The sequence below is a fragment of the Polaromonas sp. CT11-55 genome (assembly GCF_047303325.1).
Taxonomy (GTDB): domain Bacteria; phylum Pseudomonadota; class Gammaproteobacteria; order Burkholderiales; family Burkholderiaceae_C; genus Polaromonas.
The window spans coordinates 20,258-45,763 of record NZ_JBKBEX010000007.1; the positions used below are offsets into that span (position 1 = coordinate 20,258).

At 64.6% G+C, this 25,506-nt stretch carries 25 protein-coding genes and 2 tRNA genes; 19 read left to right on the forward strand and 8 right to left on the reverse strand.

Annotation, left to right across the window (positions count from 1 at the left end; genetic code table 11):
• Nucleotides 1-14: 14 nt before the first annotated feature.
• The 10 genes from ACEN8I_RS08935 to ACEN8I_RS08980 are packed head-to-tail and all read left to right on the forward strand — an operon-like array spanning nt 15 to nt 8,557.
• The gene (locus ACEN8I_RS08935) at nt 15-293 is read left to right on the forward strand and encodes a hypothetical protein (protein WP_413328005.1); all 279 of its coding nucleotides are present in this window, start codon (nt 15-17) and stop codon (nt 291-293) included.
• Nucleotides 290-1,591 (forward strand): phosphoribosylamine--glycine ligase, encoded by a 1,302-nt coding sequence (gene purD / locus ACEN8I_RS08940; RefSeq protein ID WP_413328007.1) that lies wholly within the window; start codon nt 290-292, stop codon nt 1,589-1,591. Before ACEN8I_RS08935 ends, purD begins: the two co-directional genes overlap by 4 nt.
• A 52-nt stretch (nt 1,592-1,643) precedes the next feature.
• Nucleotides 1,644-2,561: an oxygen-dependent coproporphyrinogen oxidase gene (gene hemF / locus ACEN8I_RS08945; RefSeq protein ID WP_413328008.1), complete on the forward strand. Its 918-nt coding sequence runs from the start codon at nt 1,644-1,646 to the stop codon at nt 2,559-2,561.
• On the forward strand, nt 2,558-3,190 hold the full coding sequence (gene nadD, locus ACEN8I_RS08950; protein WP_413328009.1) for a nicotinate (nicotinamide) nucleotide adenylyltransferase: 633 nt from the start codon (nt 2,558-2,560) through the stop codon (nt 3,188-3,190). The genes hemF and nadD overlap by 4 nt, the downstream gene beginning before the upstream one ends.
• A gap of 29 nt (nt 3,191-3,219) precedes the next feature.
• Nucleotides 3,220-4,023, forward strand: a complete 804-nt coding sequence (gene rsfS / locus ACEN8I_RS08955) for a ribosome silencing factor (RefSeq protein WP_413328011.1) — start codon at nt 3,220-3,222, stop codon at nt 4,021-4,023.
• Nucleotides 4,020-4,487, forward strand: coding sequence for a 23S rRNA (pseudouridine(1915)-N(3))-methyltransferase RlmH (gene rlmH, locus ACEN8I_RS08960; protein ID WP_413328012.1), 468 nt, complete (start codon nt 4,020-4,022; stop codon nt 4,485-4,487). The genes rsfS and rlmH overlap by 4 nt, the downstream gene beginning before the upstream one ends.
• A gap of 8 nt (nt 4,488-4,495) precedes the next feature.
• A complete protein-coding gene (locus ACEN8I_RS08965; RefSeq protein WP_413328013.1) occupies nt 4,496-5,098 on the forward strand; it encodes a Maf family protein in 603 nt (200 codons plus the stop codon).
• 29 nt (nt 5,099-5,127) lie between these two features.
• A complete protein-coding gene (gene rng, locus ACEN8I_RS08970) occupies nt 5,128-6,627 on the forward strand; it encodes a ribonuclease G (protein ID WP_413328014.1) in 1,500 nt (499 codons plus the stop codon).
• Between the two features lie 14 nt (nt 6,628-6,641).
• Nucleotides 6,642-7,385 (forward strand): polysaccharide deacetylase family protein, encoded by a 744-nt coding sequence (locus ACEN8I_RS08975; protein WP_413328015.1) that lies wholly within the window; start codon nt 6,642-6,644, stop codon nt 7,383-7,385.
• A complete protein-coding gene (locus ACEN8I_RS08980) occupies nt 7,382-8,557 on the forward strand; it encodes a glycosyltransferase family 4 protein (RefSeq protein WP_413328016.1) in 1,176 nt (391 codons plus the stop codon). Before ACEN8I_RS08975 ends, ACEN8I_RS08980 begins: the two co-directional genes overlap by 4 nt.
• Before the next feature lie 13 nt (nt 8,558-8,570).
• On the opposite strand, the gene ACEN8I_RS08985 is transcribed toward ACEN8I_RS08980, so the two are convergent.
• From ACEN8I_RS08985 to ACEN8I_RS08995, 3 genes are read right to left on the reverse strand one after another with little or no spacing between them, the layout of a single operon-like run.
• A complete protein-coding gene (locus ACEN8I_RS08985) occupies nt 8,571-9,443 on the reverse strand; it encodes a glycosyltransferase (RefSeq protein ID WP_413328018.1) in 873 nt (290 codons plus the stop codon).
• 14 nt (nt 9,444-9,457) lie between these two features.
• Nucleotides 9,458-11,230 (reverse strand): lipid A export permease/ATP-binding protein MsbA, encoded by a 1,773-nt coding sequence (gene msbA, locus ACEN8I_RS08990; RefSeq protein WP_413328019.1) that lies wholly within the window; start codon nt 11,228-11,230, stop codon nt 9,458-9,460.
• On the reverse strand, nt 11,227-12,474 hold the full coding sequence (locus ACEN8I_RS08995; RefSeq protein WP_413328021.1) for an O-antigen ligase family protein: 1,248 nt from the start codon (nt 12,472-12,474) through the stop codon (nt 11,227-11,229). The genes msbA and ACEN8I_RS08995 overlap by 4 nt, the downstream gene beginning before the upstream one ends.
• Nucleotides 12,475-12,644: 170 nt before the next feature.
• Between ACEN8I_RS08995 and ACEN8I_RS09000 the strand changes: the two genes are divergently transcribed.
• The 9 genes from ACEN8I_RS09000 (at nt 12,645) to ACEN8I_RS09040 (ending at nt 19,192) form a co-directional block, all read left to right on the forward strand.
• Nucleotides 12,645-13,415, forward strand: coding sequence for a glycosyltransferase family 2 protein (locus ACEN8I_RS09000; RefSeq protein ID WP_413328023.1), 771 nt, complete (start codon nt 12,645-12,647; stop codon nt 13,413-13,415).
• Nucleotides 13,412-14,284, forward strand: a complete 873-nt coding sequence (locus tag ACEN8I_RS09005) for a glycosyltransferase family 2 protein (protein ID WP_413328024.1) — start codon at nt 13,412-13,414, stop codon at nt 14,282-14,284. Before ACEN8I_RS09000 ends, ACEN8I_RS09005 begins: the two co-directional genes overlap by 4 nt.
• Entirely contained in the window at nt 14,281-15,582 is a 1,302-nt protein-coding gene (tolB, locus tag ACEN8I_RS09010) for a Tol-Pal system beta propeller repeat protein TolB (protein ID WP_413328025.1), read from the forward strand. The genes ACEN8I_RS09005 and tolB overlap by 4 nt, the downstream gene beginning before the upstream one ends.
• A gap of 74 nt (nt 15,583-15,656) precedes the next feature.
• Nucleotides 15,657-16,187 carry a peptidoglycan-associated lipoprotein Pal gene (gene pal, locus ACEN8I_RS09015; RefSeq protein ID WP_413328027.1) on the forward strand — a complete coding sequence of 177 codons (531 nt, stop codon included), beginning with the start codon at nt 15,657-15,659 and terminating at the stop codon, nt 16,185-16,187.
• A gap of 14 nt (nt 16,188-16,201) precedes the next feature.
• Nucleotides 16,202-16,963, forward strand: coding sequence for a tol-pal system protein YbgF (ybgF, locus tag ACEN8I_RS09020; RefSeq protein ID WP_413328028.1), 762 nt, complete (start codon nt 16,202-16,204; stop codon nt 16,961-16,963).
• A gap of 48 nt (nt 16,964-17,011) precedes the next feature.
• Complete coding sequence (locus tag ACEN8I_RS09025; RefSeq protein WP_413328030.1) at nt 17,012-18,127, forward strand: YeeE/YedE family protein; 1,116 nt, start codon at nt 17,012-17,014, stop codon at nt 18,125-18,127.
• Between the two features lie 21 nt (nt 18,128-18,148).
• On the forward strand, nt 18,149-18,928 hold the full coding sequence (locus ACEN8I_RS09030; protein WP_413328031.1) for a ThiF family adenylyltransferase: 780 nt from the start codon (nt 18,149-18,151) through the stop codon (nt 18,926-18,928).
• Between the two features lie 104 nt (nt 18,929-19,032).
• Nucleotides 19,033-19,108, forward strand: a tRNA-Lys gene (locus ACEN8I_RS09035).
• An 8-nt stretch (nt 19,109-19,116) separates the two neighbouring features.
• A tRNA-Lys gene (locus ACEN8I_RS09040) sits at nt 19,117-19,192 on the forward strand.
• Nucleotides 19,193-19,283: 91 nt separating this feature from the next.
• Here the strand turns inward: ACEN8I_RS09040 and ACEN8I_RS09045 are convergent.
• The 5 genes from ACEN8I_RS09045 to ACEN8I_RS09065 all read right to left on the reverse strand — a co-directional run bounded on the left by ACEN8I_RS09045 (nt 19,284) and on the right by ACEN8I_RS09065 (nt 25,481).
• On the reverse strand, nt 19,284-19,787 hold the full coding sequence (locus tag ACEN8I_RS09045; protein WP_413328032.1) for a hypothetical protein: 504 nt from the start codon (nt 19,785-19,787) through the stop codon (nt 19,284-19,286).
• Nucleotides 19,788-19,855: 68 nt separating this feature from the next.
• A complete protein-coding gene (locus tag ACEN8I_RS09050) occupies nt 19,856-21,874 on the reverse strand; it encodes an ABC-F family ATP-binding cassette domain-containing protein (protein WP_413328033.1) in 2,019 nt (672 codons plus the stop codon).
• Nucleotides 21,875-21,976: 102 nt separating this feature from the next.
• Complete coding sequence (gene prmB / locus ACEN8I_RS09055) at nt 21,977-22,870, reverse strand: 50S ribosomal protein L3 N(5)-glutamine methyltransferase (protein ID WP_413328034.1); 894 nt, start codon at nt 22,868-22,870, stop codon at nt 21,977-21,979.
• Nucleotides 22,867-24,027: a succinyl-diaminopimelate desuccinylase gene (gene dapE / locus ACEN8I_RS09060; protein WP_413328035.1), complete on the reverse strand. Its 1,161-nt coding sequence runs from the start codon at nt 24,025-24,027 to the stop codon at nt 22,867-22,869. The genes prmB and dapE overlap by 4 nt, the downstream gene beginning before the upstream one ends.
• Nucleotides 24,028-24,335: 308 nt before the next feature.
• A complete protein-coding gene (locus tag ACEN8I_RS09065; RefSeq protein ID WP_413328037.1) occupies nt 24,336-25,481 on the reverse strand; it encodes a PilT/PilU family type 4a pilus ATPase in 1,146 nt (381 codons plus the stop codon).
• Between the last annotated feature and the right edge of the window lie 25 nt (nt 25,482-25,506).

Sequence of the window (25,506 nt, forward strand, 5' to 3'; positions counted from 1 at the left end):
TCGGGAGTGAGATGATGGATGATTCCGAACGGCTGGCCCGCATTGAAACCCTGCTGCAAGAAGGCAACCGCCTGCGCAGCGAGGCGATCGCGCTGCAGAAGGAATCGCTGGCCATGCAGAAGTCGCTGGTCGACGAAACCCGCGCCAATATCGTGAAAGCCGGCAAAGTCAACGACCAGGCGCTGGACATCCAACGCCGCGCCAGGGTGGCCGCCAAGGTCATTTTCGGCATCGTATTTATTCTTGTTGTGTACCTCAGCTATTTGCTGTTTTTTAGATTGAACCTCCCGTGAAAGTTCTTGTTATTGGCGGCGGCGGCCGTGAGCACGCGCTGGCCTGGAAACTGGCGCAGTCCCCGAAAGTCCAGGCGGTCTACGTCGCGCCCGGCAACGGCGGCACCGCGCTTGACGCCCGGCTGGAAAACATCGCGATCACCGACGTGAAGGCGCTGCGCGAATGGGCTGCGGCCGAAAAGATCGCGCTGACCGTGGTCGGCCCCGAGCAGCCGCTGGCCGCCGGCGTGGTCGATGAGTTCCGCGCGCACGGTCTGCGGATCTTCGGCCCGACCAAGGCCGCCGCCCAGCTCGAAAGCTCCAAGGCTTTTTCCAAGGCCTTCATGAAGCGCCACGGCATCCCCACGGCCGAATACGAAACCTTTAGCGACGCGGCCGCGGCCCATGCCTATGTGGACGAAAAAGGCGCGCCCATCGTCGTCAAGGCCGATGGCCTGGCCGCAGGCAAGGGCGTGGTGGTGGCGATGACGCTGCAGGAGGCGCACGAGGCCATCGAGTTCATGCTCGCGCCCAACCCGGACTTCAACCCGCTGGGCGTGACGCACAACGAGGGCGGCGCGCGCGTGGTCATCGAGGAGTTTTTGCAGGGCGAGGAAGCCAGCTTCATCGTGATGTGCGACGGCAAGAACGTGGCGGCCATGGCCACCAGCCAGGACCACAAGCGCCTGCTGGACGGCGACGAAGGCCCCAATACCGGCGGCATGGGCGCGTACTCGCCGGCCCCGGTGGTCACGCCCGAGGTGCATGCCCGCGCCATGCGCGAGATCATCCTGCCGACCATCAAGGGCATGGAGAAAGACGGCATTCCTTTCACAGGCTTTCTGTATGCCGGCCTGATGATTGACGCCGAAGGCAAACCCAAGACGCTGGAATTCAACTGCCGCATGGGCGACCCGGAAACCCAGCCCATCATGATGCGGCTCAAGACCGACCTTTTCGACGTGATGATGGCCGCGACTTCGGGCGCGCTGGACCAGATCGAGCTCGACTGGGACCGCAGGCCCGCGCTTGGCGTGGTGATGGCCGCGCACGGCTACCCGCTGAATCCGCGCAAGGGCGATGCCATCCACGGCCTGGTCAAGCCCGCCGACGCGCCCGAGGACGCTATGGTGTTCCACGCCGGCACCCGCAAGGACGGCGACACGACGCTGACCGCGGGCGGCCGCGTGCTCTGCGTGACGGCGCTGGGCGGCACGGTGAAAGCCGCGCAGCAGCGCGCCTACGAAGTCGCCCAGGGCATACGCTTTGACGGCGCGCAGTACCGCAAGGACATAGGCTGGCGCGCGCTCAAGCCCTGACCACTGTACGGAGGCCGCTGTGCGGCTTCCGTCCCCCGGGGAACACCTCAGCATGACCGATATTTCAAGCGTTAGAGACTTTCTGCTGGCGCTACAGCAGCGCATCACCGGCGCCATTTCCGCCATCGACGGCCGGGCTTTCACGGCCGACCGCTGGCAGAAGGAGCCGGGCGAGCCCCTGCAGGGCAACGGCCTGACCATGATCCTGGAGCAGGGCAATGTGTTCGAGCGCGCCGGCTGCGGTTTTTCGCATGTGCGCGGGCCCAAGCTGCCGCCCTCGGCGACGCAGCACCGGCCCGAACTGGCCGGCGCGCCCTTTGAGGCCCTGGGGGTTTCGCTGGTGTTCCACCCGCGCAACCCCTATGTGCCGACGGTACACATGAATGTGCGCATGCTGGCCGCGACGCCGGTTGCCAGCCCCGATGCGCCGGTCTGCTGGTTCGGCGGCGGCATGGACCTGACGCCGTATTACGGCTTTGCAGAGGACGCGGTGCATTTCCACCAGGCCTGCAAGGACGCGCTGGCGCCTTTCGGTGAGGACAAATACCCGCGCTTCAAGCAGTGGTGCGACGAGTATTTCTACCTCAAGCACCGGCAGGAGCAGCGCGGCATAGGCGGCGTGTTTTTTGACGATTTCCAGGAACTGGGCCCGGAGCGCAGCTTTGCCCTGATGCAAGGGGTGGCCGATGCCTTTTTGCCGGCCTACCTGCCCATTGTGGAGCGGCGCAAGGACATGCCTTACGGCGAGCGGGAGCGCGAATTCCAGCTCTACCGGCGCGGCCGCTATGTGGAATTCAACCTGGTCTGGGACCGCGGCACGCATTTCGGCCTGCAGTCGGGCGGGCGTACCGAGTCCATCCTGATGTCCATGCCGCCGCTGGCGAGCTGGTCCTACCAGCGCGGCGTTGAGGCCGGCAGCCCTGAAGAGCGGCTTTACACCGAGTTTTTGCCGAGGCGGGACTGGGTTTGAGCACACAGCCGCTTCCGCCGGGCAGGCGCATAGGCGTTTTCGGCGGCGCTTTCGACCCGCCGCATAACGCCCACGTGGCTCTGGCCGGTACGGCGATCGCGCAGTTCGGCCTGGACACGCTGTATGTGGTGCCCACCGGCCATGCCTGGCACAAGTCACAGGCCCTGAGCGCGCCGGCGCACCGCCTGGCCATGGCCAGGCTGGCGTTTGAGTCCATTCCCCATGTCCAGGTGGACGAGCGCGAGGTGCAGCGCCCCGGGCCGACCTTCACCATAGACACGCTGCTGGCGCTGCAGGCGGAGAACCCGGGCGCCCAGATCTACCTGTTTATAGGCGCCGACCAGTTCGCCGCCTTCCGGCAATGGCACCGCTGGCAGGATATCCTGGATATTGCTATAATTTGTATAGCTGGCCGTGCACAATCCATGCCGGCCCAGCCTCAGTTTGAGGCCTATGAAAGCCGCAGCAGCCGTTTTACGCTGCTCGATCTCCCCCTGATGCCCGTGAGCGCCACCCAGATCCGCCAGTTGACGGCCTCGGGCGCTGCGACAGCCGGGGAAATTACCCGCTTGGTTCCTGAAGCCGTTGCACGTTATATTTCACTGCACCAGCTGTACCGTTCCCATTAATTCCTTACCTTATCGAAGCACATCACTGCATGACCTCCACCACCGCCAAAACCTCCGCCGCCACCGACAAAAAGGATGTGCAGAAATTGCAGCGTGCCATCATCGATGGCCTGGAGGACGTCAAGGCGCAGGACATCCAGGTCTTCGACACCGAACACATCACTTCGCTGTTCGAGCGTGTGATCGTGGCGACGGGCAGCTCCAACCGCCAGACCAAGGCGCTGGCCGCCAGCGTGCGCGATGCGGTGCGTGATGCAGGCTTCGCCAAGCCGCGCATCGAGGGTGAAGACAACGGCGAATGGATCATCGTCGACTGCGGCGCCGCCGTGGCGCACATCATGCAGCCGGCCATACGCCAGTACTACCACCTCGAAGAGATCTGGGGCGACAAGCCCATCAAGCTCAAGCTGGGCGCGCCCGCGCCGCTGGTGAAGGCCTCCAGGGCCGACGCTGAACCCGAGGCCAAACCCAAGGCAAGCCGCGCCGGTGCAAAAACGGCCGCCAAGCCGGGCGCCAAGACCGCAGCCAAATCGGCAGCAAAAGCGCCTGCCAAAACCGCCGACTCCAGCTATGTGGGCCGGGTGGGCAAGAGCAACGACTGGACCGCCAAACGCAACGCGACCGCGACGGCGGCCGAACCCGCCGCCAAACCGGCCCGTGCCGGCGCCAAGGCCGCACCCGGCAAATCGGCCGCCAAGCCCGCGGTGAAGACGCCCATCATCAAGGTGCCGGCACCCAAAAAGGTCGCCGCGCGCAAGACGGCGGCCAAAACAGCCGCCAAGACCGCGGCCAAGAAACCCGCCGCCAGGAAAACCGCTCCCCGGAGCAAATGAGGCTGACGATCGTAGCCGTCGGCCAGAAGGTGCCCGACTGGGCCCAGACGGCCTATGAAGACTACGCCAAACGCTTTCCGCCGGAAATCAAGGTCGAGCTCAAGGCTGTCAAGACCGAGCCGCGCGCCTCCAAGACCCTGGACAACCTGCTGTCCGCCGAGCGCGGACGCATAGAGGCCAGCATCGCGCGCGGCACCCGTGTCGTGGCGCTCGATGAACGCGGCACGGCCGTCACCACCGTGGCCCTGGCCGAAAGGCTGAAAGCCTGGCAGCTGTCGGGCGACGACGTGGCCATCGTGATAGGCGGGCCCGACGGGTTGGACCCGGGTTTCAAGCAGGCCGCGCACGAGCGGCTGCGCCTGTCGGACCTGACCTTGCCCCATGCCATGGTGCGTGTGCTGCTCATTGAGCAGCTTTACCGGGCCTGGAGCATCACGATTAACCATCCTTATCATCGCGAATAGTCCCGTTCATGCCTGATTTCATCTACCTGGCCTCGCAAAGCCCCAGGCGGCGGCAACTGCTGGAGCAACTCGGCGTACGCCACGAACTGCTGCTGCCGGACGCCGATGAAGACGCCGAATCGCTGGAGGCGGTGCTCAAAAACGAAGCGCCCGCCACCTACGTCCAGCGCGTCACCGGCCTCAAGCTCGATGCGGCGGTCGCCCGCATGAAACGGCGCAAGCTGCCGCCGGCGCCCATACTCTGCTCGGACACCACGGTGGCCATGGGGCGCGTGATTTACGGCAAGCCCGAGGACGCCAAGGACGCGGCCCGCATGCTGCGCGAGCTGTCGGGCGGCACGCATCGCGTGTTGACGGCTGTGGCCGTGCAGGCCGGGCGCCGCCGTTTCGAGGCGCTGAGCAGCTCTAAGGTCAGTTTCGACGAATTGACGCCGGCCGAAATCCGCAGTTATGTCGCCAGCGGCGAGCCCATGGGCAAGGCAGGCGCCTATGCGGTGCAGGGCAGGGTGGCCATGCATATCAGCCGCATAGACGGCAGCTACAGTGGCATCATGGGGCTTCCGCTGAGGGAAACGGCGCTTTTGCTGAAAGCCGCCGGCTTCCGGCTTTAGCCTCTCCACACACATTTTTCAGGACCCCCATGCAACAAGACATCCTGATCAACTGGTCGCCCCAGGAAACCCGGGTGGCGGTGGTCGAGCACGGCGCGGTGCAGGAGCTTCACGTTGAGCGCACCCTGGAACGCGGCCTGGTCGGCAATGTTTACCTGGGCAAGGTCGCCCGCGTGCTGCCCGGCATGCAGTCGGCCTTTATCGACATCGGCCTGGACCGCGCGGCCTTTCTGCACGTGGCCGACCTCATGAGCAGCATCAACAGCCGCCATGCCGACAGCGACGCCCAGGCGGCGGGCGGCCTTACGTCGCCGGCCATGGCTTCGCTGCAGCCTATCGAAAAACAGCTCTTTGAAGGCCAGGCGGTGATGGTGCAGGTCCTCAAGGACCCGATAGGCAGCAAGGGCGCACGCCTGACGGCGCAGATCAGCATCGCCGGCCGCCTGCTGGTCTTCCTGCCGCAGGACAACCACGTCGGCGTCTCGCAGAAAATACCGCCCCGCCAGCGCGAGGAACTGCGCCAGCGCGTGCAGGCCCTGGCCGGCGACATGGGTGGCGGTTTCATCCTGCGCACCAACGGCGAGGACGCGACGGATGCCGAGCTGGCCGAGGACATCACCTACCTGCGCAAGACCTGGGCGCGCATCAAGGACGCCTCGCTGCGCATGCCGCCGGCCTCGGTGCTGCACCAGGACCTGAATCTGCTGCAGCGCGTGCTGCGCGACCTGGTGGTGGAGGGCACGCAGACCATACGCATAGACTCGCGCGAGCAGTTCGACAAGCTCAGGACCTTCGCCTCGGAATTCATGCCGGCCACCGTGCAGAAGCTGCAGCACTACGGCGGCGAGCGGCCGATTTTCGACCTCTTCAACATCGACGAGGAAATCGCCAAGGCGCTGGGCCGGCGCGTGGATCTCAAATCGGGCGGCTACCTGATCATCGACCAGACCGAGGCGCTGACCACGGTGGACGTGAACACCGGCGGTTTTGTCGGCGCGCGCAATTTTGACGACACAATTTTCAAAACCAACCTGGAAGCCTCGCAGGCCATCGCGCGTCAGCTCAGGCTGCGCAACCTGGGCGGCATCGTGATCGTCGACTTCATCGACATGATCAAGGAAAACCACCGCGAGGCGGTGCTGGCCGAATTCCAGAAGCAGCTGGCGCGCGACCGCATCAAGACCACGGTCAACGGTTTTTCGGCGCTGGGCCTGCTCGAGATGACGCGCAAGCGCACCCGCGAATCGCTGGCGCACCAGCTCTGCGAACCCTGCAGCGCCTGCATGGGCAAGGGCGTGGTCAAGACCGCGCGCAGCGTGACATACGACATCCTGCGTGAAATCCTGCGCGAGGCGCGACAGTTCAACCCGCGCGAGTTCCGGGTGGTGGCCTCGCCCAAGGTGATAGAACTTTTCCTCGACGAGGAAAGCCAGCACCTGGCCAGCCTCAGCGATTTCATCCGCAAGCCGATTTCCCTGCAGGCCGAGGCCGCGATGGCGCAGGAGCAATACGACATCGTCCTGCTCTGAATGTTTCTTTCTTCATGCCGACCCTGAACCGCCAACCCATTCCCATCCTGGTCTACCACCAGATCGCCGAAGCCCCGCCCAAGGGCAGCAGCCCGTTTCGCGGGCTTTATGTGGCGCCCGCGGCGTTCGCGCGGCAAATGGCCTGGCTCAAGCGCCTGGGCTACACGGGTCTGTCCATGGGCGGTCTGATGCCTTATTTGCGCGGCGAGCGCAGCGGCAAGGTGGTGGGCATCACCTTTGACGACGGCTACCGCAACAACCTCAGCCATGCGCTGCCGGTGCTGGTGAAGCACGGGTTTTCGTCCACCTGCTACGCGGTCAGCGGGTTGCTGGGCAAGACCAACATCTGGGACCAGAACATCGGCATCCCGCAGACGCCGCTGATGGACGAGGGTGAGATCCGCCAGTGGGTGGCGGGCGGGCAGGAGATAGGCTCGCACACCCGCAGCCACGCCAACCTGCTGGAAACCGACGAGGCGGGCTGTGTCGAGGAAATGGTGCAGGGCAAAAGCGGGCTGGAGGCGGTCACGGGCAGCCCGGTGGCGCATTTTTGCTATCCCTTCGGCCACTTCAATGCCGGCCATGTGGAAATGGCGCGGACGCTGGGCTTTGCCACCGCCACCACCACGCAGCGCAGCCGCTGCCACGAGGGAATGGACCTGTTGCAGCTGCCGCGGGTGCCGGTGCTGCGCACGACCAGCTTGCCGGTGTTCTGGCTCAAGGTCGCCACGGCCTACGAAGACCGCCGGAAAAAATGAACCAGCCTGTACCCCGGAAACTGCGCGTTGCCGTTTTCAACCGGACTTTTTCGCCGACGGGCGGTGGCGCGGAGCGTTATTCCATCGCCCTGGTCGAGCAGCTGTCGGCCCGGCATGAGGTACATGTGTTCGCGCAGGAAATCGACCACCAGTGGCCGGGCGTGAGCTACCACAAGGTGTCGGCCCCGCTGCGCAAGCCTCGCTGGATCAACCAGCTGTGGTTTGCCACGGCCAGCTGGTGGGCGACGCGAAGCGGCTTTGACATCGTGCATTCCCATGAAAACACCTGGCATGGCGAGGTGCAGACGGTGCACGTGCTGCCCGTCAAGCACAGCCTGTTCCAGGGGCGCCACGGTGTGCGCCGCGTCCTGCGCTGGATCAAGGTCGTGACCAGCCCGCGCCTGCTGGCCTACCTGGGACTGGAGCGCGCGCGTTATGCGCCCCGCCCGGGCCGGCAGGTGGTGGTGACCTCCGAAAGCCTGCGTCCCATCATGGAGGCCGCCTACCCGGCCAGCCGTCCCGCGCTTTCCGTTGTCACGCCAGGCATCAACATGCCGCAACTGCCCATCAGCGCGAGCCGCAAGACAGAGGCGAGGGCAAAGCTGGGTTTGCCGGCCGCAGGTACCTGCCTGCTGTTTGTCGGCAATGATTACCGCAAGAAAGGCCTGGAGGGCCTGCTGCGGGCGCTGGCCCAGTTGCCGGGCGAGGTGGTGCTGGCGGTGGTGGGCAACCCGGCGCATATCGCCGAATTCCGCGTAATCGCCGACACGCTGAAGCTGGGCGCGCGGGTGGTTTTCCTGGGTGCGCTCAAGGACGTGGGCCCGGCCTACGAGGCGGCCGATGTACTGGTGCATCCCACCTTCGAGGACACGTTTGCGATGGTGGTGCTGGAGGCCATGGCCCACGGCCTGCCGGTGGTGGTCAGCGGGGCGAAGTATTGCGGCATTGCCGGGCTGCTGGCGCAGGGCGCCAACGCACTCTTGCTGGACGACCCGCGCGATGCGGGCGAGCTGGCGCGGGTGCTGGGGGACTTGCTGGGCCAGCCGGCGCTGAGGGAAACCCTGTCGCGCGGTGCCGTGGCCTTTGCCGAGCGCTACCAGTGGCGCGAAATCGCGCTGCAGCAGGAGGCGCTGTATTTTTCAGCCCTCGCGGCCAAGGGTTCGCCGCCCTGAGCCGTGTACGGTTTCAGGCGACGAGCTTGAAGTGCTTGCGGCTGAAGTCCAGCCCGGTCAGCGTTTCCACCTGGCGCATGAAGTGGTACTTGTTTTCCTTGGGCGTGGGTTTGTAGGCCGGGTCAATATTGAGCACAGGCTCTGCTTCCGTCGCCAGCCATTGCTTCACCGCCTCGGGGTGGGTGCCGGTGAAGGGGGCGAGGGCGCGGCGGTCAAACTGGCTGTAGGTGATCTGCGCGGCCCGGGCTTCGCCCCAGTACTTGCTGACCTGGTCCAGTTTCTTTTGCATTTCCTCGTTGCGGCGTATCCAGCCATAGTGGTAGATGTGCGCGTTGGCCAGCGCGGCGTGCGGGTTGCGCCCGCGCTTGTGCTGGGTGGTGACCAGCCAGTACTGGCCATCGGGCGCGTAGCTGCGTATCGTGTTGCGGATCAAACGGCATTCGCGGCGGTACCAACCGGGGCTGATGGAAATCCAGTCGGGCGATCCGTAGAAATGGAGGTAGTCGAAAACCAGCGCCTCGACGGCCGGGTTGTTGTGGTGACGCTCGACGCTGGCGCGTATGGCGGCGAGCTCAGCCTCGTGCACGACTTCATCGCCTTCAAGGTAGAAAGCCCAATCGCCGGTGCACGAATACTGCGCGATCATTTTTTGCTGGGCATAGACAAAACCGCGGTCGGCCATGCGCTCGTTCCAGAGCGTTTCGATGATGCGGATTTTTGGATCGTTGATGGCTTTCACGCGCTCCAGCGTGTCGTCCTCGCCTTTGCCAACGGCCACGACGAATTCATCGACCAGGGGCAGCAGGGAGCGTATCGAGGCCTCAAACGGAAAGCCCAGGCCCACGCCGTTGCGAATAAAGGTAAAGCCGCTGATGGAGACTGGCATCGGGGAATGACTTTCTAGGCTGCGCCCTGGAAGCCCAGGCGGTAAAGGTGGGCGTAGGCGCCGTTATTTTGAAGCAACTGCGCATGGCTGCCTTGCTCGACGATGCGGCCGGCGTTCATCATGATGATGCGGTCGGCGTGCTGGATGGTGGACAGCCGGTGGGCAATGATCAGCGAGGTGCGGCCCGAGGCCAACCGCTGTATGGCTTCCTGCACGGCTTTTTCCGACTCCGTGTCCAGGGCCGAGGTGGCTTCGTCGAGGATCAGCACCGGCGCATCCTTGTACAGCGCCCGGGCAATCGCCAGGCGCTGGCGCTGGCCGCCGGACAGCTGCATGGCGTTGTGGCCCAGCACCGTGTCTATGCCTTGCGGCAATTCTTCAAGCAGCTGGCCCAGGTTGGCGGCGGCCAGGCAGCGCACGACTTTGTCCCTGTCAAAGGACTGGCCCAGCGCGACGTTGAAGGCCATGCTGTTGTTGAACATGACGACGTGCTGGCTCACGAAGGCGAACTGCGAGCGCAGCGATGCCAGGTTCCAGTCCCGCAATTCGATGCCGTCAAGCCGTATGCTGCCGGCGCTGTAGTCGACAAAGCGCGGCAGCAGGCTGGCCAGGGTGGTCTTGCCGGAGCCGGATGATCCCACCAGGGCCACGGTCTCGCCGGCGCGTATCGAGAGGCTCACCTGGTCCAGCGCCGGCGGCGCATCCGGCTTGTAGGCCACGCTCACACCGGACAACTCGATATCGCCGGCCGCCCTGGCCTGCGTGAAGCCGCCGCTGCTTTCGTCCTCGACCAGGTCGACCAGGTCCAACCCGCGCTCCAGCGCCGCCAGCCCGCGTGTGATGGGCGTGGCGCCGTCGGACAGGCTTTTGATGGGCGCGATCAGCAGCAGCATGGCCGTTACAAAGGCCACAAAACCGCCCACCGTGGTGGTGTTTTCCGAGCCCTGGAGCAGCGCGATGGAGATCACCGCCGACAGGGCCATGGCGGCCAGCACCTGGGTGATGGCGCTCATACCGGCATAGGCAACGGTGGATTTGATGGACAGGCGGCGCAGCGTGTTGCTCAGCGCCTCGAAGCGCGAAGCCTGGCCGGCCTGCGCGCCGTGCAGGCGCACGTCGCGGTGGGCCAGCACGTTTTCTTCCACGACATAGGCCAGGTTGTCGGTGGCCACCTGGCTTTCGCGGGTCAGGCGGTACAGGCGCCGCGTCAGCAGCTGGATCACCAGCGCGACCGCCGGGAACAGCAGGGAGACGATGAGCATCAGCTTCCAGTTGAGAAACAGCAGGTAGGCCACCAGCGCCGCCAGCGTGAGCACGTCGCGCGCCAGCTTCATGACTGCGTTGATCATCATCGACGAGCCGTTGAACACCTCGTAGACCACGGTGTTGGCGAGGGCGCTGGAGGACTGGTCCGCGAACAGCGACAGGCGCGAGCTCAGCAGCTTGCTGAACATCGCCCGGCGCAGCGACTGCAGGCCCTCGTTGGTGACCTTGGCCAGCGCGTACTGCGCCACAAAGCCGGAGATGCCGCGCACGGCGAACAGCAGGATCAGGGTCACAGGCACCAGCCAGAGATCCAGCGCGCCCTTCTGGAAGCCGCGGTCCAGCAGGGGCTTGAGCAGGGCCGGCACAAAGGGCTCGGTGGCCGAGGCGACGATGGTCGCGCCCACAGCCAGCGCCCAGCCCGTGCGGGAGCCGCTGAAGTAGGGCCAGACCCTCGCGAGGCGGCGCCACAGGGTCAGCCTGGCGGGTGCGGCGGGGTTTTGGGTGTCGGTGGAGGAGCTCACGTTGCGTGTTGGGGTGGGGGCGGCACAGCGGGTTTGCTCAGGCCCAATGCCAGCAGCAGGCCGATCACGACGCAGAAGAAATCGCCGATCAGGCCGTCGTAAAGGGTAGAGTTGAAAAGGCAGGCCACAGCCAGCGCCAGCATGGCGGACTGCGCGGCCCGGGCGTAGGGTGTTTCCATCTTCAGGGTGTCGCGCAGCACCGAGAGCATGAAGCCGGCGATCAGCAGCAGGCCGGGAATGCCGAGCTGCACGCCCCAGAGCAGGTATTCCTGGTGCGGATTGCTGCCGCGGTTGATGTCCTTGTGCTGGGGATTGTCCTGGCGCTCCAGCCGGTCGTACTCGCTGCTCCAGCTTCCAACGCCCGCCCCGGCCAGGGGCCTTTGGATAATCACCTGGGCCGCCCGGCGCCAGAACGCGAGCCGCACACCCGACGAGGTGCTTTCGTTGTTTTGGGTCGAGTAGGCCTGCACCTCCGTCTTGACCAGCGTCAGTCGCTCCCGCATGGCCGGCGAACTGGCAAACAGGACTGCCACAAGCAAAAACGGCAGTACGGCGATGACTATGCGGTACTTTTTGGGCAGTTGCCACATGATGGCCAGGGACAGCAGCGCGACGCCGACCAGCTGGCCGCTGCGGCCGACCATGACAAAGAACACATTGGCCAGGGAGAGAACGGCCACCGCGACGGCGATTCGCGGGCCGAAGCGGCCGGGCATCAGGTCCCGCAAATGCCAGCACAGCGCGGCGAACACGGCACTCATGATGCCCTGGTCAAGATAGCCTGAAAAGACGGTGTAGTGGGTGACGGTGGTGCGGGAGGTGGCCCAGGCAACCGGCATGTCGGCGAAAAGCATCCAGGAACTGATCACCACCAGCAGTTGCGCGATGGCGAAAGCCGCGAGGGCATACGTGGCTTCGCGCCGGTCCCGGATCAAGGCCATCATCGCCAGGATGATCAGGAGCTTGCCGTACTTGGCGAGGGAACCCGCGGCCTCCTGCAGCGGGGCGACCGTCCAGAACAGGCTCAGCACAAAGGCCAGCAGTACGGCCAGCACGGCCGGCAGCGTGAAGGTTTTTGTCAGGGGCACGCCGTCCGGGGACAGGCCTTTGCGCAAGAGCAGGGCCGCCACGGCGCAGAGCAGCAAGAGCAGCTTGGCGATGCTGATGATGGCGATGGACAACCCCACGGAAGCCGCCATCAGGCAGATGATGGCGAGCCGGAAATTGATTGTTTTTGTTCGCAAAATGGTCAGGGGTTGCCGTAGGGGTTGCCCCGCATTATCGGCGATTCCATTTCCCTCCAAGGCCTTGCATGCCGGGGGGCTCTGCTATGCTGTCAGCGCGTCAAGCGGGGCCGGTTTCACTGGCAAAATCCTGGGCGGTTTCCTCCTTCACCTCATTGCAAAGGCATTCGTTGGCAAGCTTGTCCGTCACAGTCATCACCCACAACGAGGCCCACAACATGGAGGCCTGCCTTCGTTCCGTGAGCTTCGCGGACCAGCTCGTGGTGCTCGATTCCGGCAGTACCGACAACACCGTGCAGATCGCCCGCTCCCTGGGCGCCGAAGTCAGCGTCAGCCCCGACTGGCAGGGCTTCGGCATCCAGAAGAACCGGGCCCTGGCGCTGGCCACCTCGGACTGGGTGCTGTCGCTGGATGCCGACGAGCGCGTGACGCCCGAGCTGCAGCTCGAAATCCTGGCCTGCCTGCGGGCCCCTGCCTTCGACGTGTATTCCTTTCCCCGGCTCTCGAGCTATTGCGGGCAGTACATGCGCCATTCAGGCTGGTACCCCGACCGGGTCACCCGGCTGTTTCGCCGCACGGCGGCCCGCTTCAGCGAGGACCTGGTGCATGAAAAAGTGCTGGCCCAGGGGCCGGTCGGCCAATTGCGCTCCGAGCTGCTGCACGAGAGTTTCCGCAACTTCGAGGCGGTTCTGGACAAGGCCAACCGCTATTCCACGGCGGGCGCGCAAAGCCTGCTGGGCAAGGGCAAAACAGCCTCGATCGGCAAAGCCATTGGGCACGGCCTGTGGGCTTTCATACGCACCTACTTTCTGCGGCTGGGTTTTCTTGACGGCCGGATGGGGCTGGTGCTGGCTATCTCGAACGCCGAGGGCACCTATTACCGCTACCTGAAACTGTGGCTGCTGCAGCGGAACGCCAGGGGAGCGCCGGTCGGGCGATGAAGATCAGTTTTATCGTCCTGACTTACAACCGCACGGATGCCTTGCTGGCCGTGTTGCGGTCGCTGGCGGAGCAATGCGGTGAAGGCCATGAGGTCCTGGTGGCCGATGATGGCTCGCGACCCGAGCAGGTGCGGATGCTGCTCGATCAGTGTCCCGCGTTCAAATGCCCGGCCCGCCATATCTGGCACCCCGACGTGGGCTTTACCGCGGCGCGGGCGCGCAACCTCGGGGCCAGCCAGGCCGCGGGCGACTACCTGGTTTTTCTGGACGGCGATTGCGTGCCCAACAAGGCGTTTGTGGCCGCGCACACGCGGCTTGCCGAAAAAGGCTGCTTTGTGAACGGCAGCCGGGTGCTTGTCAGCCAACGTCTGACAGAAGCTGTCGTCAATGGCGCTATCGACCTGCCCAGCCGTCCTGTATGGTTCTGGCTGGGGGCGCGGCTCTCGGGGGACAGCAACAAATTATTGCACCTGCTCCCCTGGCCGCGGCGTTTATTCAGGGTAAAACCGGACTTTCACTGGCACGGCATACGCAGCTGCAACCTGGGCGTCTGGCGCGCGGACTTTGCCGATGTCAACGGATTTGATGAAACCTTCGAAGGCTGGGGGCATGAGGATGCCGACCTCGTGCTCAGGCTTCACCACCTGGGCGTGCATCGCAAAAACGGTTTCATGGGCACCGAAGTCTTTCACCTCTGGCACCGCGAGAACCCGCGCGACCAGGAGTCCATCAACAAAAAAAGGGTGCTTGAACGCATGAAAACCGATGTGGTCCTGGCCGAAAAAGGCTTGCGTGAACTTGATTCTTCCCCGGGCGTCAAATCCACCGTCAAAATAACCTCCCTGAACGGACTCAACTCTTCCCTATGAGCATTGCACCTTTCACTGCGCCTTTTCTGCGCCGCCGCACTCTCGTCAGCCTGCTGGCGGCCGGCGCCCTCCCTGTACTGCCGGCTTTCGCGCAATTTCGCGTTGAGGTGTCCGGTGTAGGCCTGACCCAGCTGCCCATTGCCGTCGCCGCGTTTCGCGGTGATGCGCAGGCGCCGCAAAAAATCGGCGCCATCGTGCGGGCCGATCTCGAGCGCAGCGGCATGTTCCGCCCGGTCGACACCACCGGTGTCACCGCCGACGAGAACACCCGCCCGGACCTGGGCGCCTGGCGGCAAAAGGGCGCGGACTCCATGGTTACGGGCAGCGTGACCTTGCTGGCCGACGGCCGCTACGACGTGCGCCTGCGCCTCTGGGACATCGTGCGCGGGCAGGACCTGGGCGGGCAGAGCTACACCGTGGGCCCGGCCGACCTGCGCCTGTCGGCGCACCGCATCTCCGATTTTGTCTACGAAAAACTGACCGGCGAGAAGGGCATTTTCTCGACGCGCATTGCCTATGTGACCAAGGCGGCCCAGAAGTACAACCTCTGGGTGGCCGACTCCGACGGGGAGGGCGCCCAGTCCGCGCTGACCAGCCCCGAGCCCATCATCTCGCCGGCCTGGTCGCCCAACGGCGCGCAGCTGGCCTATGTGTCGTTTGAATCGCGCAAGCCGGTGATCTACGCGCACGACGTGGCCACCGGCAAGCGGCGCCTGCTGGCCAACTTCCGCGGCTCCAACAGCGCGCCGGCCTGGTCTCCGGACGGCAAACAGCTGGTGGCGACGCTGAGCCGCGACGGCGGCTCGCAGCTCTACGCCATAGGCCTCAATGGGGGCGATCCCAAGCGGCTGACCCAGTCTTCGAGCATTGACACCGAACCGGCTTTCTCGCCCGACGGACGCTATATCTACTTCGTCAGCGACCGCGGCGGCGCGCCGCAGATCTACCGCATGAGCCCGAACGGCGGTAACGCCGAGCGTGTCACCTTCACCGGTAGCTACAACATCTCGCCGGCGATCAGCCCCGACGGGCGCTGGCTGGCCTACATCTCCCGGGTAGGCGGCGCCTTCAAGCTGCACGTCATGGAACTTGCGACAGGGACCGTCACTCCAATCACCGACACTTCGGCCGACGAGAGCCCAAGCTTCGCGCCCAACAGCCGCCTGATCGTCTACGCGACCCACCAGCAGGGCAGGGAAGCACTGATGACCACCACGCTGGACGGGAAGATCAAAGCCAGGTTGTCCGGCGCCAGCGGCGACATCCGGGAGCCCGATTGGGGACCCTTCCAGCGTTGATCCACAGCGTCAGGCAGGCGCTTCAAGCCACCGTTTTCGATCCGGTCCATTTTTATTTTTTGTAGAGGTACTCCATGAAAAGCAGAATTTTTTCCATCATCTCCTCCCTGGTCCTGGCGGCCACGCTGACGGCCTGCGGCTCCGGTGTCAAGCTCAATGACGTTCCCGTCGAAGACCGCACGGGTACGGCCCAGCAGCAGGGTGACCCGTCAGCCACCAGCCGTGTGCCGACGGTGCAGGTGGAAGGCGCCGACGCTTCGCTCGCGGGCCCGGCCAATGTGGCCAAGGTCATCTACTTTGATTTCGACAGCTACGTGGTCAAGCCCGAGTTCCAGGGTGCCATCGAAGCCCATGCCAAGTACCTGACCGCCAACAAGAGCCGCAAGATGGCCATCGAAGGCCACACCGATGAGCGCGGCGGCCGCGAGTACAACCTGGCCCTGGGCCAGAAACGTGCCGAAGCCGTTCGCCGCGCGCTGGGTCTGCTGGGCGTGGCCGATGCGCAGGTCGAGGCCGTGAGCTTCGGCAAGGAAAAGCCCGCGGTGCCAGGCTCCGACGAGGAAGCCATGGCGAAGAACCGCCGCGCTGAACTGAGCTACCGCTAAGCCGGGTGCCGACCGTGAAGACCTTCCGGATTGCCGCGATCCTCGCGGCCGGCCTGCTGGCGTTCAACGCGCACGCGGGGCTGTTTGAAGACGACGAGGCTCGCCGGGCGATCCTCGATTTGCGCCAGAAAGTCGATGCGGCGCAAACGCGCACGGCCGAAGAGCTGCGCAGGACCACCGAAGACAATGCCCAGCTGCGCCGCAGCCTGCTGGACCTGTCCAACCAGATCGAAGCCTTGCGCAATGAACTCGCCACCCTGCGCGGGCAGAATGAGAACCTCACGCGCAATGTGGTCGAGATGCAGCGTACCCAGAAAGACCTGACGACGGGTGTGGACGAGCGCCTGCGCAAGTTCGAGCCGGGCAAGGTGAACGTAGATGGCAAGGAGTTTGTCGCCGAGCCGGCCGAAAGGCAGGAGTTCGAGGCCGCGCTGGCCACGCTTCGCAAGGGAGACTTCGCCGCGGCGCAGACCAGCTTCCTGGCCTTCATGAAGCGTTATCCGCAAACCGGCTACCGGGCTTCCGCACTGTTCTGGCTCGGCAATGCGCAATATGCCCTGCGCAACTACCGCGACGCGGTGACCAATTTCCGCGCACTCGTGACGGCCGAACCCGAGCACATGCGCGCGCCGGAAGCCTTGCTCTCGCTGGCCAACTGCCAGATCGAGCTCAAGGACAACCGCTCGGCGCGCAAGACGCTGGAAGACCTGATCAAGGCCTATCCCCAGGCCGAAGCGGCTTCCGTCGCCAAGGATCGCCTGGCCAAGCTGAAGTAGCGGGGCGCTTTAAAGGAGCATTTGTTCATTCCCAACTAAAATTGAGGAATGGACATCTCCGCACTCAACAGTCTCACGGCCCAGGTTCTCTGGGCCGGTTTCATTCTGGCCATGGTTTTCGGCGCGATTGCCCAGCGCACCCATTTCTGCACCATGGGCGCCGTCAGCGACATCGTGAACATGGGCGACTGGACACGCATGCGCATGTGGGGCATGGCCATAGGCGTGGCCATGATCGGCTTCTTCACCATGGCGGCCGCCGGGGTGATTGATCCCGCCAAGACGCTTTACGCCTCCAACCGATTCATCTGGCTCTCTGCCCTGGTGGGCGGCGCGATGTTCGGCTTCGGTATGGTGCTGGCTTCGGGCTGCGGCAGCAAAACCCTGGTACGCATAGGCGGCGGCAGCCTCAAGTCCGTGGTGGTGTTTGCCGTCATGGGCATTACGGCCTTCGCCACGCTCAAGGGCATCACCGCCGTGGTCCGTGTGGCCACCGTAGACAAGGTGGCGATTGATTTCACCACCAACGCGACCTTGCCGACCTGGGTGGCCGGCGCCATCGGCATCACGCCGGCCGCGGCCGGCATAGGCCTGGCCATACTCATCGGCCTGGGCCTGATCGTCTGGGCCTTGTTCAGCGAAGACTTCCGCCGCTTCGACAGCCTGCTCGCGGGCCTGGGCATAGGCGGCGTCATCGCGGCCATGTGGTGGGTCAGCGGGCACCTGGGTTATGTGGCCGAGCATCCCGAGACGCTGCAGGAAGCTTTTCTGGCCACCAATTCTGGCCGGGCCGAGGCGCTGAGTTTTGTCTCTCCCGTGGCCTATACCGTGGACTGGCTGATGTTCTTCAGCGACAAGAGCAAAGTGCTCACACTGGGCATCGTATCGGTGTTCGGCGTGGTCGCCGGCTCGGCCCTCTATGCGCTGCTGTCGCGCAGCTTCCGCTGGGAGGGTTTTCGCGACGCGGAAGACACGGCCAACCACCTGGTGGGCGCCACGCTGATGGGCGTGGGCGGTGTCTGCGCCATGGGCTGCACCGTGGGGCAAGGCCTGTCGGGCATCTCGACCCTGAGTTTCACGAGCTTTGTGGCGCTGGCGGCCATACTCGCGGGCTGCGTGGCGGGCTTGAAATACCAGATCTGGCGGCTTGAGCGCCAGGCCTGAGGCGCGCATCGACACACGGCCATGACCTCCCTGATCGCAGAACTCCCAGCCGACCTGGAGCGCCGCTTCGGCGGCCTGGCGCGCCTTTACGGCGCGGCGGGCGCGCAGCGGATACGCCAGGCGCACATCGTGGTCGTGGGCCTGGGCGGCGTGGGTTCCTGGGCGGCCGAAGCCGCGGCCCGCAGCGGCGTGGCCCGGCTGACCCTGATAGACCTGGACCACATTGCCGAATCCAATATCAACCGCCAGGTCCATGCGCTGGACAGCACCCTGGGCCAGGCCAAGGTGCAGGCCATGCGTGAACGCATCGCGCAAATCCATCCGGGCTGCCGCGTCGACGGCATCGAGGAGTTTGTTGACGCCGCCAACTGGCCGGGCATTCTGGGCCTTGAGGGCGGTTTCGACCGCAAGCAATTGGCCGTGATCGACGCCTGCGACCAGGTGAAAGCCAAAACCGCCATGGCCGCCTGGGCCATTTCCAACAAGGTGAACCTCGTCAGTGTGGGCGCGGCGGGCGGCAAGCGGTTGGCGCACCGCGTGAACATCGACGATCTGTCGCTAGTCACGCACGACCCTTTGCTGGCGCAACTGCGCTACCGCCTGCGCAAGGAGCACGGCGCGGCGCGCAAGGGCAAGATGGGCGTGGCCTGCGTGTTCAGCCGCGAGGCCGTGCTGCAGCCCTCTGCCGCGGCCCAAAGCGACGGCAGCCTGAACTGCCATGGCTACGGGTCGGTCGTGAGCGTGACCTCGACCTTCGGCCTGTGCGCGGCCGGCTGGGTACTCGACAAAATTGCCGCCTGAGTTTTTGCGGAGCGCTAAAAAACCACGCTATAATTCAAAGCTTTGCTGCTCTTGAAGTGGCAAATACCGGAATGTATCGCGAGGGAAACCGTGTGATATAACTCGGGACCATAGCTCAGTTGGTAGAGCAGCGGACTTTTAATCCGTTTGTCGTGGGTTCGACCCCCGCTGGTCCCACCAGAATTTTCGGGTTCTTAGCTCAGTTGGTAGAGCAGCGGACTCTTAATCCGTAGGTCGACAGTTCGAATCTGTCAGAACCCACCATCCCTCAAAAGGACTTGGCCGAAAGGCCAAGTCCTTTTGTCTTTTGCGCGGGGAAATCGCGGGGCCTGGCCTCAGGCCAGCTCAGCTTGATTCAGGCCGGGTAGCCCAGCGTCGGCACGTCGAGTTGGGCCTGCCTTGCCACCCGTATGCAGTCCTTCATGTGCTCTTCACCGAAGTAGCGAATCGCCGCGTAGCCGACGGCGGCTGCGACGACCTGGCCGGCCAGCGGGACGTATTTGGCGGCCTGCTTGGCCGTCAGGCGCACGCCTATCTTGGTGGCGGCCTTGATGACCAAGTCGCGACTGATGAATTTACCGATCAGCACCGAGCCCACCAGGGCTACGGCTTTTTGCACCTGGTCGCGTTTTTTGGGTTCGAGCTGATCGAGCTGCTGCGGCGTGAGGCCGAATTCCTTGTTGATCTCGGGGATGAGCTGGGACAGCATGGCCGCGTCCACCATCCAGTCGAGGCCGGGCACCGGCACGGCACTGGCCGCGGCCGCGACCATGGCGCGCTTGTTCAGCAGCTTGCGGCTGCGTTTGACGGCGGCTGACAGCGCCGCGTTGTCCGCAGCCATGTGCAAGGCGGAAGGCATCGATCACATCCTTTCAAGGACGGCCCTGCCTGGGCAAACAAGCTGCAGGCGAGGGGCCTGCAGGCACTTTACACTGCGGCGGTCTCGATCTGCTCGGTCAGTTCCAGCCACCGTTCTTCCAGCATGCCTATTTCGCCGTCGATGGCCTTGAGGCGCTTGCCGGCCTGGGCCAACTCGGCCGGCGCGGTAGTAGTGGCCAGCAGGGCCTGCAGGCTGTCACGCTCCGTGTTGAGCGCCTTCATGCGCTGGTCGATTTTTTCGACCTCCTTGCGCAGCGGCTTGGTGGCTTCGGCCTGCTGCTGACGGCGCTGCGCGTCGAGCTTGCGCTGCTCGGGCGTGTCGCGCGGCACGGGCTTCTTTTCCGCGGGCGCGGCGGCCGGTGCTTCGGATTTGGCGGCCGGAGCTGCTGCCGGGGTCGCGCTGCCGGCCTTCTTGGCCTCTTCGCGCTGGCGCTTGGCTTCGTCGAGCAGGTAGCGCTGGTAGTCGTCAAGGTCGCCGTCAAAGGGCGCGACACCGCCGCGCGAGACCATCCAGAACTCGTCGCAGACGGCGCGCAGCAGGGCGCGGTCATGGCTGACCAGCATCACCGTGCCTTCAAACTCGTTGAGCGCCATCGACAGCGCCTCGCGTGTGGCCAGGTCCAGGTGGTTGGTCGGCTCATCGAGCAGCAGCAGGTTGGGGCGCTGCCAGACGATCATGCACAGCACCAGGCGGGCTTTTTCGCCGCCGCTCATGCTGCCCACAGCCTGCTTGACCATGTCGCCGCTGAAGTTGAACATGCCCAGGAAGGCGCGCAAGTCCTGCTCGCGCGTCTGCTGGCCGCTGATCCTGCCGGCGGCGGTGACTTCCTTGACGAGGCGGATCATGTGCTCCAGCGGTGTGTCGGCCGGGCGCAGCACGTCGAGTTCCTGCTGGGCGAAGTAGCCGATGTTCAGGCCCTTGCCTTCGGTCATCTCGCCGCTGATGGGCGCCAAAGCCCGTGCCACGGTTTTCACCAGCGTGGACTTGCCCTGGCCGTTGGCGCCCAGGATGCCGATGCGCTGGCCGGCCAGCACCGATTTGCTGACGTTCTGCACGATGACCGTGGGCGGTGTGCCTGCGGGCGCGCCTTCGGGCGGCGGATAGCCGAAGAAAGCGTTCTGCATCGACAGCATGGGGTTCGGCAGGTTGGCCGGTTCCTTGAACTCAAAGGTGAAATCGGCTTCGGCCAGCAGCGGCGCGATTTTTTCCATGCGGTCCAGCGCCTTGACGCGGCTTTGCGCCTGCTTGGCTTTGCTGGCCTTGGCCTTGAAGCGCGCGATGAATTTCTGCAGGTGGGCGATTTTGTCCTGCTGCTTGGCGAACGCGGTTTGCTGCAAGGCCATCTGCTCGGAACGCAGGTCTTCGAACTTGCTGTAATTGCCGCCGTAGCGCGTCAGCCTGGCGTTCTCGATGTGCACCGTCACGTCGGTCACGGCGTCGAGGAATTCACGGTCATGGCTGATGACCAGCATGGTGCCCTGGTATTTTTTGAGCCAGGCCTCGAGCCAGACCAGCGCGTCCAGGTCCAGGTGGTTGGTGGGCTCGTCAAGCAGCAGCAGGTCGGACGGGCACATCAGCGCGCGTGCCAGCTGCAGGCGCATGCGCCAGCCGCCGGAGAAGCTGTTGACGGGGTTGTCGAGCTCGCTAACCTTGAAACCCAACCCGAGGATCAGGGCCTGAGCCCTGGCCTGCGCGTCGTGCGCGCCGGCGTCGTACAGCGCCATATAGGCATGGGCCATGCGGTCGCCGTCGCCGCTGGCCTCCGAGGCCTCTACCTCGGTCTGCGCGGCCAGCAGCACCACGTCGCCTTCGACCACGAAGGCGGTCGCGCTCTGGTCGGTCTCGGGCATGTCCTGCGCCACCTGCGCCATGCTCCACTGCGCGGGTATCGAAAAATCACCGCCGTCTTCGTGCAGCGTGCCGTTGAGCATGGCGAACAGCGAGGATTTGCCCGCGCCGTTGCGGCCCACCAAACCGATTTTTTCGCCGGGGTTGAGGGTGACGGACGCGCTGTCCAGAATCACTTTGGCGCCGCGGCGCAGCACGACGTTTTTGAGGGTAATCATTTAATTTGCAATTTCAGGAAAAGTAGTCGGGCGGCGGTGTCCACGCCTGGCCCTTGCGGTGCAAGAGCCGCGCCAGGGTTTCACGCCGGCCGTCAAGCCGGCTCAGGCCAGTTGTTCGCGCGTCAGCAGCAAAACCTGGTCGGCACCCGAGCTGGTCTCGAACCACAGCGGTTCAAGCGTCGGGAAGGCGCGCTCGAAATTCTCGCGCTCATTGCCGATTTCCAGCACCAAGACCGCATTTTCGCTCATATGGCGGGCCGCGTTCTGCAGAAGGCCGCGGATGAAGTCCATGCCGTCGGCGCCGCCGGCCAGCGCCAGGCCCGGTTCCGCACGGAATTCAGGGGGCAGGGCGGCCATGCTGGCCGCGTTCACATAGGGCGGATTGCACAGGATCAGGTCGTATGGGCCCGCGCAGGCGGCCAGTCCGTCCGATTCAATCAGCGTGATGCGGTTGTCCAGGTGGTGGCGGTCCACATTGATGCGGGCCACGGCCAGGGCGTCCAGGCTGATGTCGGCGGCCTCCACCACCACGTCCGGATAGGTGATGGCCGCGAGCACGGCCAGGCTGCCGTTGCCGGTGCACAGGTCGAGCACGCGGTGGGTGTGCTCGCCCAGCCAGGGGTCTATGCTGGCATCGGCCAGCAGCTCGGCGATCAGCGAGCGCGGGATGATCACGCGCTCGTCCACGTAAAAAGGCAGACCCATCAGCCAGGCTTCGTTCGTGAGGTAGGCGGCGGGTTTGCGGGTGCTGATACGCGCGTCCAGCAATGCGCCAACTTGCGCCTCTTCTTCGGCGCTCACCGGCCGGGTTTCGACAGAATCAAGGTCGTCCAGCGGCAAGCCCAGCTTCCACAGCACCAGCCAGGCAGCTTCGTCGAAGGCGTTCGTCGTGCCCTGACCGAAGCCGTCGGCAAAGCTCAGGCCCGCGGCGTCCAGCCTGGCCGCCATCTGCTCGACCAGTGCCAGCACCGTCAGGGGCGTTGCGGCCTTGGTCATGTCGCCAGCCGTTCCAGCACACCCTTGTAGATGTTCTTGAGCGGATCGAGTGAACTCACCGGCACACATTCGTTGATCTTGTGGATGGTGGCGTTCAGCGGGCCGAATTCAATGACCTGCGGGCAGATTTTGGCAATGAAACGTCCGTCGCTGGTGCCGCCCGTGGTGGAGAGCTCGGTCTGCAAGCCGGTTTCGGCCTCTATGGCACCGCGCACCGCATCGACCAGCGTGCCGGGCGTGGTCAGAAAGGGCAGGCCGCCCAGCGTCCATTTGAGGTCGTAATCAAGCTGGTGCCGGCTCAGTAGGGCCTGCAGGCGCTGCTGCAGGCTTTCGGGCGTGGACTCTGTGCAAAAGCGGAAGTTGAAGTCGACCACCAGCTCGCCCGGAATCACGTTGGACGCGCCGGTGCCGCCATGGATGTTGGACACCTGCCAACTCGTGGCCGGGAAGAAGGCATTGCCCTTGTCCCATTCGGTAGCGACCAGCTCCGCCAGTGCGGGCGCGAACAGGTGGATCGGGTTTTTGGCCAGGTGCGGATAGGCAATGTGGCCCTGCACACCCTTGACGGTGAGCTTGCCGCTGAGCGTGCCGCGCCGCCCGTTCTTGATCATGTCGCCCAACTGGGCGACCGAGGTGGGCTCGCCCACGATGCAAAAGTCCAGCACTTCGCCGCGCGCCTTGAGCTGCTCGCAGACCACGACTGTGCCGTCGACCGCCGGGCCTTCCTCATCGCTGGTGACCAGGAAGGCGATGGACAGGGCCGGGTCGGGATTCGCTGCCAGGAACTCCTCGACCGCCACCACCATGGCTGCGATGGAGGTTTTCATGTCGGCGGCGCCGCGACCGTATAGCTGGCCGTTGCGGTGGCTGGGCGTGAACGGGTGGCTCAGCCACTGGTCCAGCGGGCCGGTGGGCACAACGTCGGTGTGGCCGGCGAATACAAGCGTCATGGCCGGGGTTTTGCCGGATGCCGGCTTGCCCGGGCGCTTGGCCCAGAGGTTGGCCACGCGGAAGTTTTCAGGGCCGCTGGTGATGGTTTCGCACTGGAAGCCCAGCGGCGCCAAGCGTTCAATCAGCAGAGCCTGGCAGCCGGCGTCATCGGGCGTGACGGAGGGCCGGGCAATCAGTTGCTCGGTAAGGTGCAGGGTTCGGGACATGGTCGTTTAGGGCCTGTTAACACTATGTTTACAAATGCGAATGGGGTGAAAACACCGCCAATCAAGGCGTGCGACGAATCCCAGACCGGGAGTCTGGGTGAGGAGCGCAACGCGGAGTGGCGCTGTTTTCACCCCATTCCCTCCGGGTTGCGATCAAAAAGGCCCTGCGCGGCGTTGCAAAGCCTTGACGGGGTTCACCCCGCCTGCGTTTTGCGCCTTGCTCAAGGCCTTTTTGACTCGCAACGCATCTTGCAAACAAACAGGCCCTGGGTTCGAGTCGGCCCGAAGAGACGAGCGCCATCGTGGTTTCAGTGTTTGACGTCGAGCGTGATTTCGGTGAAGGACGGTTCGTCATCCGGGTCTTCTTCAGGCTCCAGGGCCTTGGCCTTGACGGCGAAGTCGTTTTCGAGACGCCACATCAGGTTGGTCGGCGAGTCGGCGTACAGAATGCCTTCCTTGCGCGTGACAGTGCCGTCCACAATCAGCTTGGCAATATCCTGCTCGAAAGTCTGCGAGCCCTCGGCCATGGACTTTTCCATGGCTTCCTTGACGCCCGAGAAGTCGCCTTTTTCAATCAGCTCGGCGATCAGCTTGGTGTTGAGCATGACCTCCACCGCCGGCGTGCGGCCGCCGTCCTGCGTGCGCAGCAGGCGCTGCGAGACGATGGCCTTGAGGGCCGCGGCCAGGTCGCCCAGCATGGTGCTGCGCACCTCGACCGGGTAAAAACTCAGGATACGGTTGAGCGCCTGGTAGCTGTTGTTGGCGTGCATGGTGGCCAGGCACAGATGGCCCGACTGGGCATAGGCAATCGCGGCCGACATGGTTTCGCGGTCGCGGATTTCGCCGATCAGGATCACATCGGGCGCCTGGCGCAGCGCGTTTTTGAGCGCCACCTGCAGGGATTGCGTGTCGCTGCCGACCTCGCGCTGGTTGACGACAGACTTCTTGTTGGTGAACAGAAACTCGACCGGGTCCTCAATCGTAAGGATGTGGCCCAGTGAAATCTCATTGCGGCGGTCCATCATTGCGGCCAGCGTGGTGCTCTTGCCAGCGCCGGTGGAGCCCACCATCAGCAGCAAGCCGCGCTTTTCCATGATCAGGTCGGCCAGGATGGGCGGCACGTTCAGGCTGTCCAGCGGCGGAATTTCCGTGGGAATGAAGCGGATGACCGCCGCGTAGGTGCTGCGCTGCCTGAAGGCGCTGATCCGGAAGTTGCCCAGGCCGGCAATCGGCAGCGCCATGTTGAGCTCGCCGATTTCCTCCAGCTCTTCGATGCGCTCAGGCGGCACGACCTCGGCCAGCAGGTTGCGCGGCGCATCCGGCGGCAGGATTTGCGCGTTGATGGGAATGGCCTGGCCGTTGATTTTGATCAGGGCGGGCGAATGGGCCGACAGGTAAACGTCCGACGCTTTTTTGTCCGCCATCAAACGAAGGATTCTTTCCATCGTGCTCATAGTCCGCTCCCGGTCATTTTCAATC

Bases quoted from the DNA above. Each gene is read 5' to 3' on its own strand.
- ACEN8I_RS08935 (WP_413328005.1), top strand. From the start codon at position 15: ATGGATGATTCCGAACGGCTGGCCCGCATTGAAACCCTGCTGCAAGAA.
- hemF (WP_413328008.1), top strand. From the start codon at position 1,644: ATGACCGATATTTCAAGCGTTAGAGACTTTCTGCTGGCGCTACAGCAG.
- rsfS (WP_413328011.1), top strand. From the start codon at position 3,220: ATGACCTCCACCACCGCCAAAACCTCCGCCGCCACCGACAAAAAGGAT.
- rlmH (WP_413328012.1), top strand. From the start codon at position 4,020: ATGAGGCTGACGATCGTAGCCGTCGGCCAGAAGGTGCCCGACTGGGCC.
- ACEN8I_RS08965 (WP_413328013.1), top strand. From the start codon at position 4,496: ATGCCTGATTTCATCTACCTGGCCTCGCAAAGCCCCAGGCGGCGGCAA.
- rng (WP_413328014.1), top strand. From the start codon at position 5,128: ATGCAACAAGACATCCTGATCAACTGGTCGCCCCAGGAAACCCGGGTG.
- ACEN8I_RS08975 (WP_413328015.1), top strand. From the start codon at position 6,642: ATGCCGACCCTGAACCGCCAACCCATTCCCATCCTGGTCTACCACCAG.
- ACEN8I_RS08980 (WP_413328016.1), top strand. From the start codon at position 7,382: ATGAACCAGCCTGTACCCCGGAAACTGCGCGTTGCCGTTTTCAACCGG.
- ACEN8I_RS08985 (WP_413328018.1), bottom strand. From the start codon at position 9,443: ATGCCAGTCTCCATCAGCGGCTTTACCTTTATTCGCAACGGCGTGGGC.
- ACEN8I_RS09005 (WP_413328024.1), top strand. From the start codon at position 13,412: ATGAAGATCAGTTTTATCGTCCTGACTTACAACCGCACGGATGCCTTG.
- tolB (WP_413328025.1), top strand. From the start codon at position 14,281: ATGAGCATTGCACCTTTCACTGCGCCTTTTCTGCGCCGCCGCACTCTC.
- pal (WP_413328027.1), top strand. From the start codon at position 15,657: ATGAAAAGCAGAATTTTTTCCATCATCTCCTCCCTGGTCCTGGCGGCC.
- ACEN8I_RS09025 (WP_413328030.1), top strand. From the start codon at position 17,012: ATGGACATCTCCGCACTCAACAGTCTCACGGCCCAGGTTCTCTGGGCC.
- ACEN8I_RS09030 (WP_413328031.1), top strand. From the start codon at position 18,149: ATGACCTCCCTGATCGCAGAACTCCCAGCCGACCTGGAGCGCCGCTTC.
- ACEN8I_RS09045 (WP_413328032.1), bottom strand. From the start codon at position 19,787: ATGCCTTCCGCCTTGCACATGGCTGCGGACAACGCGGCGCTGTCAGCC.
- ACEN8I_RS09050 (WP_413328033.1), bottom strand. From the start codon at position 21,874: ATGATTACCCTCAAAAACGTCGTGCTGCGCCGCGGCGCCAAAGTGATT.
- prmB (WP_413328034.1), bottom strand. From the start codon at position 22,870: ATGACCAAGGCCGCAACGCCCCTGACGGTGCTGGCACTGGTCGAGCAG.
- dapE (WP_413328035.1), bottom strand. From the start codon at position 24,027: ATGTCCCGAACCCTGCACCTTACCGAGCAACTGATTGCCCGGCCCTCC.
- ACEN8I_RS09065 (WP_413328037.1), bottom strand. From the start codon at position 25,481: ATGAGCACGATGGAAAGAATCCTTCGTTTGATGGCGGACAAAAAAGCG.